This is a genomic window from Arthrobacter sp. Ld5 (assembly GCF_051172775.1).
In the GTDB taxonomy this organism is placed as follows: domain Bacteria; phylum Actinomycetota; class Actinomycetes; order Actinomycetales; family Micrococcaceae; genus Arthrobacter_D.
The window spans coordinates 69657-86082 of sequence record NZ_JBPKBO010000019.1 but is presented as its reverse complement, the minus strand read 5'-3'; the positions used below and the strand labels follow the sequence as shown (position 1 = coordinate 86082).

General features: G+C 71.3%; 13 protein-coding genes. 6 read left to right on the top strand and 7 right to left on the bottom strand.

The annotated features are described in order from the left end of the window. Positions 1 to 161: 161 nt before the first annotated feature. The 4 genes from ACSGDB_RS09540 (at position 162) to ACSGDB_RS09525 (ending at position 3359) form a co-directional block, all read left to right on the top strand. Complete coding sequence (locus ACSGDB_RS09540) at positions 162 to 947, top strand: ABC transporter ATP-binding protein (RefSeq protein WP_434994383.1); 786 nt, start codon at positions 162 to 164, stop codon at positions 945 to 947. A 37-nt stretch (positions 948 to 984) separates the two neighbouring features. After that, positions 985 to 1821, top strand: a complete 837-nt coding sequence (locus ACSGDB_RS09535) for a TrmH family RNA methyltransferase (RefSeq protein WP_434994381.1) — start codon at positions 985 to 987, stop codon at positions 1819 to 1821. 102 nt (positions 1822 to 1923) lie between these two features. Further along, positions 1924 to 2181, top strand: coding sequence for a type B 50S ribosomal protein L31 (locus ACSGDB_RS09530; protein WP_104051131.1), 258 nt, complete (start codon positions 1924 to 1926; stop codon positions 2179 to 2181). 95 nt (positions 2182 to 2276) lie between these two features. Continuing rightward, positions 2277 to 3359, top strand: a complete 1083-nt coding sequence (locus ACSGDB_RS09525; RefSeq protein WP_434994379.1) for a lipoate--protein ligase family protein — start codon at positions 2277 to 2279, stop codon at positions 3357 to 3359. Here ACSGDB_RS09525 and pepN read toward each other — a convergent pair. Continuing rightward, a complete protein-coding gene (pepN, locus tag ACSGDB_RS09520) occupies positions 3344 to 5959 on the bottom strand; it encodes an aminopeptidase N (RefSeq protein WP_434994377.1) in 2616 nt (871 codons plus the stop codon). The genes ACSGDB_RS09525 and pepN overlap by 16 nt on opposite strands. A gap of 123 nt (positions 5960 to 6082) precedes the next feature. Continuing rightward, entirely contained in the window at positions 6083 to 7327 is a 1245-nt protein-coding gene (gene glgC / locus ACSGDB_RS09515) for a glucose-1-phosphate adenylyltransferase (RefSeq protein ID WP_434994375.1), read from the bottom strand. Between the two features lie 134 nt (positions 7328 to 7461). Here glgC and glgA point away from each other — a divergent pair, with 134 nt between their 5' ends. Continuing rightward, positions 7462 to 8655, top strand: a complete 1194-nt coding sequence (gene glgA, locus ACSGDB_RS09510; RefSeq protein ID WP_434994373.1) for a glycogen synthase — start codon at positions 7462 to 7464, stop codon at positions 8653 to 8655. Between the two features lie 71 nt (positions 8656 to 8726). On the opposite strand, the gene ACSGDB_RS09505 is transcribed toward glgA, so the two are convergent. The 5 genes from ACSGDB_RS09505 to ACSGDB_RS09485 all read right to left on the bottom strand — a co-directional run bounded on the left by ACSGDB_RS09505 (position 8727) and on the right by ACSGDB_RS09485 (position 15048). After that, complete coding sequence (locus tag ACSGDB_RS09505) at positions 8727 to 9470, bottom strand: glucose 1-dehydrogenase (RefSeq protein WP_434994371.1); 744 nt, start codon at positions 9468 to 9470, stop codon at positions 8727 to 8729. Between the two features lie 92 nt (positions 9471 to 9562). After that, a complete protein-coding gene (locus ACSGDB_RS09500) occupies positions 9563 to 10906 on the bottom strand; it encodes a phosphoribosyltransferase family protein (protein WP_434994369.1) in 1344 nt (447 codons plus the stop codon). 145 nt (positions 10907 to 11051) lie between these two features. Continuing rightward, positions 11052 to 11834: a polysaccharide deacetylase family protein gene (locus ACSGDB_RS09495; protein WP_434994367.1), complete on the bottom strand. Its 783-nt coding sequence runs from the start codon at positions 11832 to 11834 to the stop codon at positions 11052 to 11054. A 293-nt stretch (positions 11835 to 12127) separates the two neighbouring features. Continuing rightward, the gene (locus ACSGDB_RS09490; RefSeq protein WP_434994365.1) at positions 12128 to 14266 is read right to left on the bottom strand and encodes an acyl-CoA dehydrogenase family protein; all 2139 of its coding nucleotides are present in this window, start codon (positions 14264 to 14266) and stop codon (positions 12128 to 12130) included. After that, positions 14263 to 15048: a TetR/AcrR family transcriptional regulator gene (locus ACSGDB_RS09485; protein ID WP_434994363.1), complete on the bottom strand. Its 786-nt coding sequence runs from the start codon at positions 15046 to 15048 to the stop codon at positions 14263 to 14265. The genes ACSGDB_RS09490 and ACSGDB_RS09485 overlap by 4 nt, the downstream gene beginning before the upstream one ends. Positions 15049 to 15112: 64 nt before the next feature. Here ACSGDB_RS09485 and ACSGDB_RS09480 point away from each other — a divergent pair, with 64 nt between their 5' ends. Continuing rightward, positions 15113 to 16426 carry an acetyl-CoA C-acetyltransferase gene (locus ACSGDB_RS09480; RefSeq protein WP_434994361.1) on the top strand — a complete coding sequence of 438 codons (1314 nt, stop codon included), beginning with the start codon at positions 15113 to 15115 and terminating at the stop codon, positions 16424 to 16426.

The following is a 16426-nucleotide window of genomic DNA, read 5'->3' as shown; positions in this document are numbered from 1 at the left end:
GTGCCGGCGTCCGTCGTCGTCGAGGTCCTGGCCGCGGCGTCCTGCTCGCGACAGGGCCCGGCAGGAGGGCCGGGCCGTCCCGACCCGGGCGCAGGGCGCGGGGCGTGCGGGAGGCTGCCGGTTTCGCCACGGGGCCGCTCCTTAGCCTAGTGTCTAGGACCATGAGTGACGTTCTGGAACTGGCGGGCGTGAGCCTCGTCAGGGGTGGCAAGACCCTGCTCGACGAGATCGACTGGCAGGTCGACGAGGGTGAGCGCTGGGTGGTGATGGGCCCCAACGGAGCGGGCAAGACCACGCTCCTGCAGCTCGCCGGGGCGCGGCTCCACCCCACCCGCGGCGTCGTCGGGATCCTGGACGAGGTCATGGGCGCGGTCGACGTCTTCGACCTGCGACCGCGCATCGGCCTCGCGTCGGCAGCCCTGGCCACGCAGGTCCCGGATCACGAGACCGTCCTGAACGTCGTCGTCACCGCGTCCTACGGGGTCACCGGCCGGTGGCGCGAGCAGTACGAGCGCCTCGACGAGCGCCGCGCCTTCCGCCTGCTCGACACCTGGGGCATGTCCCGCTTCATGAACCGCCCGTTCGGCTCCCTCAGCGAGGGGGAGCGCAAGCGCGTGCAGATCGCACGGGCGCTCATGGCGGACCCCGAACTCCTGCTCCTCGACGAGCCGGCGGCGGGCCTGGACCTGGCCGGGCGGGAGGACCTCGTGCGCCGGCTGACCGAGTTCGCCCGGGATCCCGCGGCACCCGCCATGGTGCTCGTGACCCACCACCTCGAGGAGGTCCCGCCGGGCTTCACGCACGCGCTGCTGCTCCGCGAGGGCGTCGTGGTGGCGACCGGGCCCATCGGCGACGTGCTGACCGAGGAGAACCTGAGTACGGCGTTCGACGTCGCCCTGAAGGTGAGCGAAAAGAACGGCCGCTACAGCGCCGTCGCGCGGGCGTGAGCGGCGTGTCCTTCCGCGCGGCCCGGCACCCTCGCTGATGCCCCTCGTTCCCCTGGACGCGGCCGACGACCCACGGCTCGCGGACTACCGCAACCTCACCGACGTCCAGCTGCGCCTCGCGAAGGAGCCCGCCGAGGGGCTGTACATCGCGGAGAGTTCGAAGGTCCTCCGGCGCGCCGTCGACGCCGGGCACGTCCCCCGGTCCTTCCTCCTGGCACCGAAGTGGCTTCCGGACCTGGCCGACGTCGTCGCCCGGTTCCCGTCCGTGCCCGCGTATGTGGCACCCGAGGCCACGCTCGAGGCCATCACGGGCTTCCACCTCCACCGGGGCGCCCTCGCGGCGATGCACCGGCCCGCCCCCCGGCCCCTCGGCGGACTGCTGGCCGCCGCCCGGCGCGTCGCGGTCATCGAGGACATGGTGGACCACACGAACCTGGGGGCGGTGTTCCGCTCCGCTGCGGCCCTCGGCGTCGACGCCGTGCTGCTCAGTCCCCGCAGCGCGGATCCGCTCTACCGCAGGGCCGTGCGCGTCAGCATGGGCAGCGTCTTCCAGGTCCCGTGGGCCAGGCTCGGCTCGTGGCCCGGGGACCTCGCCGCGGTGCGCGCCGCGGGCTTCACCCTCGCCGCCCTCGCCCTGGGTCCCGGGGCCGTCCCGCTCGGTGCATTCCCGGCGCGGGACCATGAGCGGCTCGCCCTCCTGCTCGGCACCGAGGGCGACGGGCTGAGCGACGCCGCCCTCGCGGAGTCCGACGTCGCCCTGACCATCCCCATGCACGGGGGCGTGGACTCGCTGAACGTCGCGGCGGCCGCGGCGGTCGCCTTCTGGGAATGCCGGTACGACGACGACGACGGCGGCGCGCTGCCCGCGCTTTAGCCGTCGCGGGCGCTCCTGCGCTAGTATGGACAGCTGGCGCTGTCGCCATCCTTTCAAGTTCCCGTGCCTGGCAAAATCCAGGCAACCAGAGAAGGTAGTCCTGTGAAGTCTGACATCCACCCCAAGTACCAGTCGGTCGTGTTCCGCGACCTCGCCTCCGACAAGGCGTTCCTGACGAAGTCGACGGTCGGCTCGGCCAAGACCATCGAGTGGGAAGACGGCAACACCTACCCCCTCATCGAGGTCGAGATCTCCTCGGAGTCCCACCCGTTCTACACGGGCAAGCAGCGCATCATGGACTCCGCGGGCCGCGTGGAGCGCTTCAACGCCCGCTTCAAGGGCTTCGGCGCGAAGAAGTAGTCCAGCTCCTCCCGAGCACCGGACCACGGTCCCAGGCAGAAGCCACGCCCCTCCGGCGTGGCTTCTTCCGGTTAACCCATCCCAGGAAGGCACCAATGGAGCAGGCACAGCAACCGGACGCAGGGCGCCTGCACGGCGAGTTCAAGACCCCGGGCGGCAAGCTCACGGCGGTGGACCTCAGTGTGCAGGGCGGGCGCCTCACGGGGGTCTCGGTCAACGGGGACTTCTTCCTCGAACCCGACGAGGCGCTGCTCGACATCAACGCCGCGCTGGAGGGACTCCCCGCGGACACCACGCCCGGCGAGCTCGCGGCGGCGATCACCCAGCGGCTCGACCCCGCGGCCGTGCTCTTCGGGTTCTCGCCGGCCGCCATCGCCACCGCCGTCCGCCGCGCCCTCGGCCGGGCCTCGAGCTTCGCGGACCACCAGTGGGAGATCATCCCTCCCACGCCGCTGCCCACGGCCATGCACGTCGCGATGGACGAGGTCCTCACGCACGACGTCGGCGCGGGCATCCGCAACCCGACCCTGCGCTTCTGGGAGTGGCAGGCGCCCTCGGTGGTGATCGGCAGCTTCCAGTCCGTGCGCAACGAGGTGGACCCGGCAGGCGCCGACCGGCACGGGGTCACCGTGGTCCGCAGGATCAGCGGCGGCGGGGCGATGTTCATGGAGCACGGCAACGCCATCACCTACTCCGTCTACGTGCCGCAGTCGCTCGTGGACGGCATGAGCTTTGCCGACTCCTACCCCTTCCTCGATGCCTGGGTCATGGAGGCCCTGCAGCGCCTCGGCATCCGGGCCTGGTACCAGCCCCTCAACGACATCGCCACGGAGGTCGGCAAGATCGGCGGCGCGGCACAGAAGCGCCTCGCGAACGGCGGGATGCTGCACCACGTGACCATGAGCTACGACATCGACGCCGACAAGATGCTCGAGGTGCTGCGCATCGGCCGGGAGAAGATGTCCGACAAGGGGACCAGGAGCGCCAAGAAGCGCGTGGACCCCCTGCGCCGCCAGACCGGGCTGGCCCGCGAGGAGATCATCGGCGTCATGATGGACACCTTCCGCGAGCGCTACGGCGCGGTGGAGGCCTCCCTCTCCGAGGACGAGCTCCGCCGCGCCGGGGAACTCGTGGAGAACAAGTTCGGGACCGAGGACTGGCTCTACCGCGTCCCCTGAGCCTGCGCCCGCAGCGACCGCAGCAGATGGTCGCGTTCCTCGACGACGATGCGCCGCAGGGCCGGCGGGGCGTCGCGGTTCGCGTCCAGCCAGGCATCGGTCCGCAGGACCACCGGGTGCCGGTCGGGCAGCCCGTCCAGGTCCTGGTGCCCCGGGTAGAGGCCCCGGACGATCCGGCTCGCCATCTCGATCCCCCGGTCCGCCCACACCCCGCGGAGCGCCCGGAAGTAGGGCTCGCGGTACGGGTCCAGCAGTTCGTGCGAGCCGAGCTGGAAGCCCTCGATCGCGGCGCTGAGCAGTTCGTTGGACAGCCGGTCGCCGTGCACCGCCTCGTCCCAGGTGGCCTTCTTGAGGGCGGCGTCGGGGATCGCGGTGGACGCGAGGGTGAAGCCCACCCGGCCGGACGCCGTCGGATCAGCGGCCCGCTCGGCCTCCAGCTCGCCGGGCAGGACGCGCTGCTGCGCCGCGAGTCCCTGCAGGAGGGACCAGCGGAGGTCGGCGTCGAGGGCGAGGCCGTCGATCCGCTCGTCGCCGTCGAGCACGGCGCGGACGACGCCGGCGGCCCGCCCGGCGCTGCGGGCGGTCGTGGCGAGCGCCCGCGCCCAGGCGAGCTGCAGGTCCGATCCGGGTGCCGCGGCGCGCAGGCCCTCGGCGAGGAAGTCGCTCAGCCGCTCACGGAGCGCCGGGCGCTCCCCGGCGGGAGCGAAGCGCTCCACCGCGGTGCCGGCGTTGGACAGCAGGCTCTGCAGCACGCCCACCCCTCCCTCGACGGGAGCGGCGAGCATCACGGCGGACAGGTAGGAGCCCACCGGCAGGCGCGCGTCCCGCACGCCCGACCACAGGGCGGTGAGGCACGTGGCCCGGGCCAGGGGGTCCTGCACGCGGTGGATCGAGGTCAGGAGCGTGGCGAGGGACCGCTCGTCGAAGGAGAGCTTCGCGTAAGTCAGGTCGTCGTCGTTGACCAGCAGGAGGTCCGGCCGGGCCGCGCCGACGAGCGCCGGCACGGCGGTGCGGGCGGCGTCGACCGTGACGGCCTCCGCCCGTGTCCGCACGAGCCACCCCTCGGCGTCGAATGAGTACAGGCCCACCCGGATGCGGTGCGGACGGGGCTCGTCCCGGCCGGTCACCGGATCCACGGCGTCCTGGACGATCGTCACCCCGGTGAGGACGCCGTCGTCGGCCGTGACCTCCGCGGTGAGGGCGGGGACGCCGGAGGTCCTGAGCCACGCGTGCGACCATGCGGCGAGGTCCTGGCCCGTGGCGACGGCCAGCACGTCGAGCAGATCCACGAGCGTCGTGTTCCCGTACTCGTGCTTCCGGAAGTACTGGCGGGCGGCGCCGACGAAGCCCTCGCGGCCCACGAAGGCCACGAGCTGCTTGAGGACGGAGGCCCCCTTCGCATAGGTGATCCCGTCGAAGTTCTGCTTGGCGGCCTCGAGGTCCGGGATGTCGGCGACGATCGGGTGCGTCGTCGGCAGCTGGTCCTGGACGTAGGCCCACGCCTTCCGGCGGTTCGCGAAACTCACCCAGGACGTGCTCCAGCGCGTGGCCTCCGCCACCGCGAGGGCGCCCATGTAGTCGGCGAAGGACTCCTTGAGCCAGAGGTCGTCCCACCAGGACATCGTCACGAGGTCGCCGAACCACATGTGGGCCATCTCGTGCATGATCGTGTTGGCCCGGGCCTCGCGCTGGGCCTCCGTGGCCGCGGACCGGAACACGTAGTTCTCGGTGAAGGTCACCAGCCCGGGGTTCTCCATCGCCCCGAGGTTGTACTCGGGGACGAACGCCTGGTCGTACTTGCCGAAGGGGTAGGGGTAGTCGAACAGGTCGTGGAAGAAGTCCAGGCCCCGCCGGGTCGTGTCGAAGATCTCCGCGGCGTCGAAGGACGGGGCCAGGGAGCGCCGGCAGTACAGGGCCAGCGGCACCTCGAGGCCCTCGCCGGCCGTGCCCGGCGTGCCGGTCCAGGAATCGGTCTCCCGGTGGTAGGGACCCGCCAGTACGGTCGTGATGTAGGTGGAGATCCGCCGCGTGGGGGCGAAGGTCCACCGGGCCGTCGGGGCGGCGTCCGGCGCGTCGGCCTGCGGCTCGACGCCGGTCTCCGCGCCGTTGGAGGCGACCGTCCAGTCGGCGGGCGCGACGACGCTGAACGTGAACACGGCCTTCAGGTCCGGCTGCTCGAAGGTCGCGAAGACGCGGCGTGCATCCGCCGGCTCGTACTGCGTGTACAGGTAGGTCTCGCCGTCGGCGGGGTCCACGAACCGGTGAAGTCCCTCACCGCTGGTGCTGTAGCGGGCCCGACCGGTGACCGTCACCGTGTTGTGTTCGGCGAGGTCGTGCAGCAGCACCCGGGCGCCGTCACGCGCCTCGGCGGGGTCGAGCACCCGCCCGTTAACCTCCAGGCCGGTGACCTCCCCGATGAAGTCCAGGAACGTGGACGCTCCTGCCTCGCGGCAGGAGAACACCACGGTCGTCGTCGTGGGGTAGGTGCCGCAGGCGCCGTCCCGCGCCCTGGAGAGATCCAGGTGGACGGCGTAGCTCTCGGTCTCCAGCAGCACCGAGCGGGCGGCCGCCTCGTCCCGGGTCAGGTTCTCGTTCTCCATCCGGTCATTCAACCACGCGACCACCGCGCCCCAGCGCCCGTGGGACCGGGCGGTCCGGGCGTGGGGACGGCGACGTCCCGGCCGGTGCCGGGACGTCGCCGTCCGTCGGGGAGCGCGGGCCGGTCAGTCCGCCGAGATGATCTGGTTCTTGCTGACGATCGTGAGTCCCGAGTCCGTGACGGCGAAGCCGCGCCTGCGGTCCAGCTCGGCGTCGACGCCGATCGTCGCGCCGGCGGGGATGCGCACGTTCTTGTCGATGATCGCCCGGCGCACCACGGCGCCGGCCCCGACATTGACCTTGTCGAGGAGGACGCAGCCGGTCACCTCCGCGGCCTCGTCGATGAACACGTCGGTCGCCAGCACGGAGTTCTGGACGGCTCCGCCGGACACGACGACGCCCGCGGAGACGATCGAATCATGTGCCTCGCCCGACCGCCCGGAGGAGCTGCGGACGAACTTGGCGGGCGGGGAGACGCTCTGCCGGGTGTAGATGGGCCACTGCAGGTTGTACAGGTTGAACAGCGGCAGGGGCGAGATGAGGTCCATGTTGGCGTCGTAGTACGAGTCCATGGTGCCGACGTCGCGCCAGTACTGGCGGTCGCGGTCGGTGGAGCCGGGGATCTCGTTGGTCGTGAAGTCGTAGACCGCGGCATCGTTGCGTTCGACGAAGTAGGGGATGATGTCCCCGCCCATGTCGTGCTTCGTGTCGAGCCGCGCGGCGTCGTCCTCGAGCGCCTTCAGGAGGGCGTCGGTGGTGAAGACGTAGTTGCCCATCGAGGCGAGGAAGCTGTCGGGGTCGTCCGGGAGCCCCGGGGTGCTCTTCGGCTTCTCGACGAACGCCGCGATGCGCCCGGGATCGTCCGGGTCCGTCTCGATGACGCCGAACTGGTCCACGAGATTCATGGGCTGGCGGACGGCCGCGACGCTGACCGAGGCGCCGCTCTTCACATGGGCGTCGACCATCTGCTCGAAGTCCATGCGGTACACGTGGTCCGCACCGATCACGACGACGATGTCGGGCTGGGCGTCGTGGATGAGGTTCAGGGACTGGTAGATGGCGTTCGCGCTGCCGAGGAACCAGCTCTTGCCGCGGCGCTGCTGCGCAGGCACGGACGCGATGTAGTTCTGCAGCTGCGTGGACATCCGCCACGTCTCCGAGATGTGCCGGTCGAGGCTGTGCGACTTGTACTGCGTCAGCACCACGATCTGGAGGTAGCCGGAGTTGACCAGGTTCGACAGTGCGAAGTCGATGAGCCGGTAGCTGCCCGCGAACGGTACGGCCGGCTTGGCCCGGTCCGCCGTGAGCGGCATCAGGCGTTTGCCTTCGCCGCCCGCCAGGACCACGGCAAGTACTTTCTTCGGTGCCACTTCAGACCCCCCGCTCTTCGTTGAGTGTTCTGCCTGCTCGATGGGTGGTCGATCAGCGTTGGTACACACAGTCCGGAACCGTTCCGGTCTCTTCACACTAGAGGACACGGGACACACTGCACTACGTTGGGTGGGTGCGAGTAGACATTGTGACCAAGGAATTCCCGCCCGAGATCTACGGTGGCGCGGGGGTGCACGTCGCCGAGCTCAGCAGGGTCCTCGCCCCGCAGGTCGACCTCCGGGTCCACGCGTTCGGGGCGCCCCGGCCGGGGCAGTACCACGGCGCCTCCGTGTCCTCCTACGGTGTGCCGGAGGGCCTCGCCGCAGCCAACCCGGCCGTCCAGACCCTCGGCACGGATCTGCTGATGCTGGAGGGGATGGCGGGCGCGGACCTCGTCCACTCCCACACCTGGTACGCCAACATGGCGGGGCACCTGGCGTCGCTGCTGCACGGCATCCCGCACGTGCTCAGCGCGCACAGCCTCGAACCGCTGCGCCCCTGGAAGGCCGAGCAGCTGGGCGGCGGCTACGCGGTGTCCTCCTGGGTGGAGAAGACGTCCTACGAGGCGGCGGCCGCCGTCATCGCCGTGTCCGCCGGCATGCGGGCGGACATCCTCCGCAGCTACCCCGACGTCGACCCCGGCAAGGTCCACGTGGTCCACAACGGGATCGACGTCGCCCAGTGGTCCCGCGACGAGGACGACGACGCCCTCCGCGCCCACGGCATCGACCCCGCCCGCCCGAGCGTCGTGTTCGTGGGCCGCAACACGCGGCAGAAGGGCGTCCCGTACCTGCTGCGGGCGGCCGCGCACCTGCCGTCGGACGTCCAGCTCGTCCTCTGCCTCGGCGCGGCGGACACGCCGGAGCTCGCCGCCGAGACCGAGGTACTCATCTCCGCCCTGCGGGAGCAGCGGGGCTCGGTGGTGCTCATCGAGAGGATGCTGCCGCGCCGGGAGGTCGTCCAGATCCTGAGCCACGCCACGGTCTTCGCGTGCCCGTCCATCTACGAGCCGCTCGGGATCGTCAACCTCGAGGCGATGGCCTGCGGGGCCGCCGTCGTCGCATCGGCGACCGGCGGCATCCCGGAGGTGATCGACGACGGCGTGACCGGAACCCTCGTGCCCCTCGAACAGGTGCAGGACGGCACGGGGACGCCCCTGGACCCGGAGCGGTTCGTGCAGGACTTCGCCGCGGCGCTGAACGCCCTCGTCGGCGATCCCGCGCGGGCGCGGGAGATGGGCGCCGCGGGCAGGCAGCGGGCCGAACGGCACTTCGACTGGGGATCGATCGCCGAGACGACGCTCGGGGTGTACCGCAGCGTCATCTGACCCTCGGGCCGCGGGCGTCCCTCCGGGCCCGGGGCCTCCCGCCCGTGTCCCGGTCCGCCGTCCCGCGTGGACTACGGCGCCGGGCGCGTCACCGTCCCGGCCGTGTCCCCGCCGTCGATGACGAACTCGGCACCCGTGACGAACGAGGACTCGTCGGAGGCCAGGTACAGGACGAGGTCCGCGACTTCCCCCGGATGGCCGATCCGGCCGAGGGCCACGTGGCTCATGTCCACGGCGATGCCGGCCGTCATCGGCGTGGAGATCACGCCGGGATGGACCGAGTTGACCCGGATGCGGTGGGGTCCGAGATCGAGGGCGGCACTCTTGGTGAGCCCGCGCACGCCGAACTTCGAGGCTGTGTAGGCGGGGAGCTGTTCGTAGCCGCGCATGCCGGCGACCGACGAGATGTTGACGATCGAGCCGCCCCGGGACTGCTTCAGGGCCGGGATCGCAGCCTTGATCCCGTTGAACGTGCCCGTCAGGTTCACGGCGATCACGGTATTCCACCGTTCCAGGGTGTACTCCTCGATGGGGGCGAAGTCCGCGATGCCGGCGTTGTTCACCAGGATGTCCAGGCCACCGAAGGTCCCGACGGCGGCGTCGACGGCGTGCTGCCAGTCCTGCGGACTCGTCACGTCGAGGTGGACGTAGACAGTGCCGGAGCCGATCCGCTGCGCCGTCTCCTCTCCCTCCCCGTCCAGGACGTCGCCGATGACGACGCGTGCGCCCTCGCCGTGCAGCCGCGCTGCCACGGCAGCCCCGATCCCGCGGGCACCCCCGGTGACCAGTGCTACCTTGTCGATGACCCGTTCCATGTGATCTCCCTTCGGTGATGGCGGCTCCGCTGGTGTCGTCCCGGCCCCCGGAGCCCGGGGCCTGCTCGTGTCGTCCGGCCGGGTCCCGCCGCTCATGGCAGTTCCTCCGGGGCGGGGCCTCCAGGCCGTGCCGGCAGGAGATACCGGCTGAACCAGGCGGCAGCCAGAGCGGCCGCACCGGCCAGTGTGCCGGGCTCCTCGAAGAGGTGGGTGGCGCCGGGGACGATCTCCAGGCGGGCGGGAGCCCGCATCAGCGCCAGCGCCTGCCGGTTCAGGGCGATCACCTCGGTATCCGCTCCGCCCACGATCAGGAGGGTGGGGGCGCGCACCTCCCCGAGCCGGGGACCCGCCAGGTCCGGCCTGCCTCCCCTGGAGACGACGGCGGCGACGGAGGAGTGCGGCTCCGCGGCGGCGTACAGGGCGGCACCCGCCCCCGTGCTCGCCCCGAAGTAGCCGGTGCGGCCGGGCCCTCCGTCCTGCCGGGTCTCGAGCCAGCGGGTGGCGGCACCGAGCCGCCCCGCCAGGAGGGCGATGTCGAAGACGTTGGTGCGGTCGACCTCCTCGTCCGGGGTCAGCAGATCGAGCAGCAGCGTGCCGAGACCCGCCTCGTGCAGGACCGAGGCGACGAACCGGTTGCGGGGGCTGTGCCTGCTGCTGCCACTGCCATGGGCGAAGACGACGATGCCCTCGCACCCCGCGGGCCGGTTCAGGGTGCCGCGCAGCAGCACCGTGCCCGCGGTGATCTCCACGTCCTCCTCGGCGCCCTCCGCGCGGACGGCTCCGCCCCCGGGTCGTTCCCGCGAGCGGGCGGCGGTGTCGAGGAGCCGCACCACGTCGTCGTCCTCGGTGGGCGAGAAGTCGTGGTAGTAGGAGCCCACCGCCTGGAAGTTCCGCGGCAGGACCAGACACACGATCTCGTCCGCGTCCACGGACGACGCCCGGGTCCGGGCCGGCGCGACCGGCACCGCCAGGACCACCCGTGCCGCGCCCAGCTGCCGGGCCACCCGGCAGGCCACGCGCGCCGTCGAACCGGTAGCGATGCCGTCGTCCACCACGACGACGGTGCGCCCCTCGAGCTCCACCCGGTTCCGCCCCTGCCGGTACCGTGCCAGGCGCCGCCCCAGGAGTTGCCGTTCCCGGTCCTCAACCGTCCTCAGGTCCTCCTCCGAGACGCGGGCCCGCGAGAGGACGTGCTTGTCGAGGACCCGGGCCCCGCCCTCCCCGATGGCGCCCATGGCGACCTCGGGCTGGAACGGCACCCCCAGTTTCCGCACCACGATCACGTCCAGCGGTGCATCGAGTGCTTCCGCCACCTCGAAGGCGACCGGGACCCCGCCCCTGGGCAGCCCCAGCACCACCACGTCCTGACCGCGCATCGCAGCGAGCCTCTGCCCCAGCCGCCGGCCGGCGTCGGTCCTGTCCACGAACTCGAACATGTTCCCTCACTAACGGCACGATCCCGCCCGCCTGAGGTTCGATCCTCGCGGCAGACCGAAGCCCTGGTCAGAGCCTTTCGTCCCTGTCCTGCCGGCGGGCCGGGACGCCGGTGTCCCGGCCCGCCGGAGCGCCCGTCGAGCGGAGTCAGACCTGGAAGAGGTCGTCGAGGGTGACCGCGGTCAGTCCTCGATCCGCGATGAGCTTCGCCAGTTGCGGGAAGACCCGCGTCACGGGCAGGAAGTTCAGGTGCCCGATCACCACATGCGCGGGCAGGAACCATTCACCGGCCAGACCGAGGATCTCCTGCTCGGGGCGGTGCTCCGAGTCGGCCAGCGACCCGTACCACATGACGGGGGAGGTGTAGCCGATGGACGCGGCCGCCGCATCCGTGCGCGCGTCCCGGTAGCCGTACGGGGGACGGTAGTAGGGGCGGGGGTCGACGCCGAACGTGGCGACGATGAAGTCATGGTTGCGCTGCAGCTCCGCGACGATGCCTGCGTCGCTGAGGCCGGTGAGGTCTGCGTGGGACCAGGTGTGGTTGCCGAGCTGGACCTGGCCTGTGGCGACCAGCGGCCGGAGCAGCGTCGCGTGGTCGGACCACCCGGGGTATCTCCCGTTCAGGAAGAAGGTCAGCCGGGTGCCGCTCGTGTGCGCGAACTCGATGTACCGCCGGACCACTTCGCTGTCCGACCCGTCGTCGACCGTCCACGCGAAGACGGGGTCGGACGTGGGTAGTCCGGTGATGACGCCTGCCGGGAGCGGCACCTTCGTCACCTGCGGCGGTGCCGGGGTCGGGGTGGGCGTCACCCGCGACGGCGCCGCGGACGGGACGGCGGACGCCCGGGACGGGACGGAGGGTGCGGCCGTCACCGCCGCCCCGGCCGGGCGTCCGGCTGCGCGGGAACACGCGGCCAGTGCAAGGCCCACGCTTCCGGCGACGACCGCATCGAGAAATGTTCGGCGCTCCACATGACGGCCTTTCCCCTGAGGAATCATCCGGCGCCGGCGAGTCGATGCCCGCGCCGGATCCGATAGTACGCACCGGACACCAATTCCCCGTTCCTCCCGCACCGGGGAATGCGTGGGGGAGTTCATGCGCTCGCCGCCCAGCGGGCGACCGGCAGCGGCACGACGTCGCCGGGCACGGAAAGGACCTCCGGGCGGAGCGAGGCCGGGAAGCCCCGTCCCGCCCGGAGGTCCTCAGGGGACGGGCGGTCCAGCTAGCCCGCGGCGGGCGACGACGACGGCTTCGCGGCCTTCCTCGCCTGCTTCGCCTTCTTCTCCCGGGCCTCGCGGGCCAGCAGCGTCTTCTCGTCGATCGGCGCGTCCCCGCTGGCCCGCCGCCGCCGCATGTACTCGGCCGCCTCCTCCTGGCGTTCCTGCTCCGCGCCGCTGGCGATCACCGAACGAAGGTGCTCCTGGCCGTAGCCGAAGGACTCCACGAGGTCCAGGGCGTGGGGGCGGATCTTCACCAGCAGGCGGTTGATGTAGCCGTCCAGGGTGCGGGCACGCTGGGCGGACAGGCGCCCGTTCATGAGGAACCAGGCCAGATCCTTCTCGATCAGGCACAGGCCGAACAGGTCGCGCAGGCGCGTCAGGACCTGGCGGGTACCGGGATCGGCGACCCTGTGGACGCCGCGCGTGAATGCCTCCCACTGCAGCAGCTCCGCGTGGGCATGGGCGACCTCGATGAGCTCGTTCTGGTGGTCGTTGAAGAGTGCGGCGGCCTTCTCCTGCGACATCCCCTTCGCGCCCCGCAGTGCGGTGGCGAGCTCGGCGACGCGGGACTGCACGCGGTCGGTCAGCAGATCGTGCTGGGTCTCCTCGTCGCGCAGGGCGATGGCCGACTTCTTGCCGGAGCCGGTGTCCGCGAGGGTCTGGGCGACGCGGCGCAGACCCGAGCGGTGCAGCGTCCTGCCGGCGGCCTGCGACACCGCGTAGCGGGCGAGGACCCCGAAGTCCACGCCCTTGAACTCCTTCGCGTAGTCCGTCAGGAGGCGCTTGGCGACGAGCTGCAGCAGCACGTTGTTGTCGCCCTCGAACGTCACGTACACATCGAGATCCGCGCGCAGCGACGTGAAGCGGTTCTCCACCAGGAAGCCCTGCCCGCCGGTCGCCTCGCGGCACTCCTGCAGGGTGTCCAGGGCGAGCCAGGTGCTCAGGGGCTTGAACGCGGCGGCGAGCGTCTCGAGGTCCTGGCGGTCCTCGTCGGTGTCGTGCTCGCCGGAGAAGACGCCGTCGAACTTCTCCAGCAGCTCCTCATGGGCGAAGGAGGCCGCATAGGTCGCGGCGAGACGAGGCAGGAGCCTGCGCTGGTGGCGCTGGTAGTCCATCAGCACCTCCTCCCTGAGATCGGAGGACGCGTTGAACTGGCGGCGCTGGGTCGAGTAGGTGATGGCGGCGGTGAGGGCCAGCTTGCTCGCGGCGACAGCGGCGCCGTCGAGCGACACGCGGCCCTGCACCAGGGTCCCGAGCATGGTGAAGAAGCGGCGCCCCGGGGAGGCGATGGGCGAGGTGTACGTGCCGTCCTCGGCGACGTCGCCGTAACGGTTCAGCAGGTTGGTCCGGGGGATCCGCACGCCGGTGAAGTGCAGGCGGCCGTTGTCGATGCCGTTGAGGCCGCCCTTGATGCCGTCGTCCTCCCCGCCGACGCCGGGCTTGAACGAGCCGTCCTCGTTGCGCAGTTCCACGTAGAAGCCGTGCACGCCGTGGCTGACGCCGTTGGTGACGAGCTGGGCGAACACGACGGCGGCCCGGCCGTCGATGGCCCCGTTGCCGATGTAGTCCTTCCACGCCGCGCGGAACGGGGTGTCGATGACGAACTCGTCGGTGGAGGGGTCGAACGTGGCGGTGGTGGCGATGCTTGCCACGTCGCTACCGTGGCCCGTCTCAGTCATCGCGAAGCAGCCGGGGATCCGCAGGTCCATGATGCCCGGAAGCCAGGCTTCATGGTGCTTCTCGGTGCCGAGGTGCATGACCGCCGACCCGAAGAGGCCCCACTGCACACCCGCCTTGATCTGCAGCGACGGGTCGGCCACGACGAGCTCCTCGAAGCCGGCGATGTTCCCGCCGTGGTCGTCGTCGCCGCCCAGCGCGGAGGGGAACGCGCGGTGGACGGCCTGCTGCTCCACGAGGTAGTGGAGCTGGTCGAAGCAGCGCAGCCGGTGATCGGTGTGGGTGAGTCCCTCGATCTTCCGGACCTCGGGACGGCCGGCGAGGTTCCGTGCCGTGCGGCGGATGTCCGCCCACCGGCCGAGGAGCAGTTCGCCGAGCTCGGCGGTGTCCACGGTCGCCTGTTCGTCGTCGGTGATGGTGGCCGTGGCGGGGATCTGCTGCGGCCGGGTGATGGTCTGGGTCATGGCGTGTCCTTCGCGCTGGGTGGGAGATGGGGGATGGCCCGGGGCGCCAGTGCCTCGTACCGGCTGATGCCGTCGAACAGCCAGGCGGTGATGTGCCGGGCCATCTGGTCCTCGGTCGGTTTGTCGGGGGTGTCGGGTGATGAGAGCCAGTGCTCGCCGGCGGCGCGGACCATGCCGATCGCGGCCGCCGGCCAGTATTCCGGGGCGGCGTCGTCGGGGGCCGAGGGCCGGTCGGGGGAGAGCAGGTAACCGCGCATGGGACGCGCGACCAGGTCAGTGACCGCAGCGAGGAAGTGCGCGAGGGTGTCCTGGCCGCCGTCGGCCGGCGACGGACCGGGGGAGGCCGCCGCGGACGCCGCCGAGGATTCGGCGATTCCCACGCGGGTCACGAAGGCGTAGACGTTGGGCGAGGTGCGGGCCATCTGCAGGTAGGCGAGCACCATGGCGTACAGGCCCTCCCGGGGGGTGGGCGCGGCCTCCGCGGCGTCGAGCACCTTCTGCTGCATCTGGCCGATGACCACCTCGGCCATCGCCCGCTGCAGTCCGGTCTTGTCCCCGAAGTAGCGGTAGTACACGGACTTCGAGGTGTCCCCGGCTGCGGCGATGTCCTCCATGGAGGCGCCGGGGCCCAGGGCGTCCACGGCTCGCCTGGCGGTCTTGATCAGCTGCCGCCGCCTCTCGGCCCGGTGCCCCTCCCATCGGCTGGATCTGCCGTCCTGCACGGGAGCCACGCCACCGGCGGTCTTTCCGGAGGCGCCTTTGAGGGCCTGGGCAAGCTTCATGATACTCAGCGTATCAGGTACGCTAGGTATCGGTAATCCACCCTCTCGTACCAGGAGCACTCCCATGGCAGATCAGGCCGGGGCGCACAACGCCGCCCACACACCGCGTACGGCAGTCGTCATCGGCGGCAACCGCATCCCCTTCGCCCGCTCGGGGGGCGCCTACGCCTACTCGTCCAACAAGGACATGCTCATCGCAGCGCTGGACGGCCTCGTGGCGCGGTTCGGGCTGCAGGGCGAGCGCATCGGCGAAGTCGCCGCCGGCGCCGTCCTCAAGCACTCCCGCGACTTCAACCTCACGCGCGAGGCAGTCCTCGGCTCGGCGCTGTCCCCGGAGACCCCCGCCTACGACCTGCAGCAGGCTTGCGCCACAGGCCTCGAGACCGTCGTCGGCCTCTCGAACAAGATCAAGCTCGGCCAGATCGACTCCGGCATCGCCGGCGGCGTCGACTCCGCCTCGGACGCCCCGATCGCTGTCAGCGAGGGTCTCCGCCGCGTGCTGCTCGACCTCTCGCGGGCCAAGACCACGCAGCAGAAGATCAAGGCCCTCAGCACGCTCCGTCCGAAGGACCTCTCGCCGAACGCGCCCACGACGGGCGAACCCCGCACCGGCCTGTCCATGGGAGAGCACCAGGCGCTCACCACCGCGGCCTGGGAGATCACCCGCGAAGCGCAGGACGAACTCGCCTACCGCAGCCACCACAATCTCGCCGACGCCTACGAGCGCGGGTTCTTCTCCGACCTCATGACGCCCTACCGTGGCCTGACGAAGGACGCCAACCTCCGGGCGGACACCTCGCTGGAGAAGCTGGCGACCCTGAAGCCCGTCTTCGGCAAGAACCTCGACACCCCGGCCACCATGACCGCGGGCAACTCCACCCCGCTCACGGACGGCGCCGCCGTCGTCCTCCTCGGCAGCGAGGAGTACGCGAAGGCCAACAACCTCCCGATGCTCGCCACCATCGTCGACGCCGAAGCGGCCGCGGTGGACTTCGTCACGGGGGAGGAGGGCCTGCTGATGGCCCCCGTCCACGCCATGCCCCGCCTGCTGCAGCGCAACGGCCTCACTTTCGAGGACTTCGACTTCTTCGAGATCCACGAGGCCTTCGCGGGCACCGTCCTCAGCTCCCTCGCGGCGTGGGAGGACCCGGACTACTGCAAGCGCGTCCTCGGGCTCGACGGCGCCCTCGGCAGCATCGACCGGGCGAAGCTCAATGTCAACGGGTCCTCCCTCGCCGCCGGCCATCCGTTCGCGGCCACGGGCGGGCGCATCGTCGCTTCGCTCGCCAAGACCCTCTCCGAGAAGGGCGGCCGCGGCCTCATCTCCGTCTGTGCCGCCGGCGGCCAGGGCGTCGTCGCGATCCTCGAGGCGAGGTAG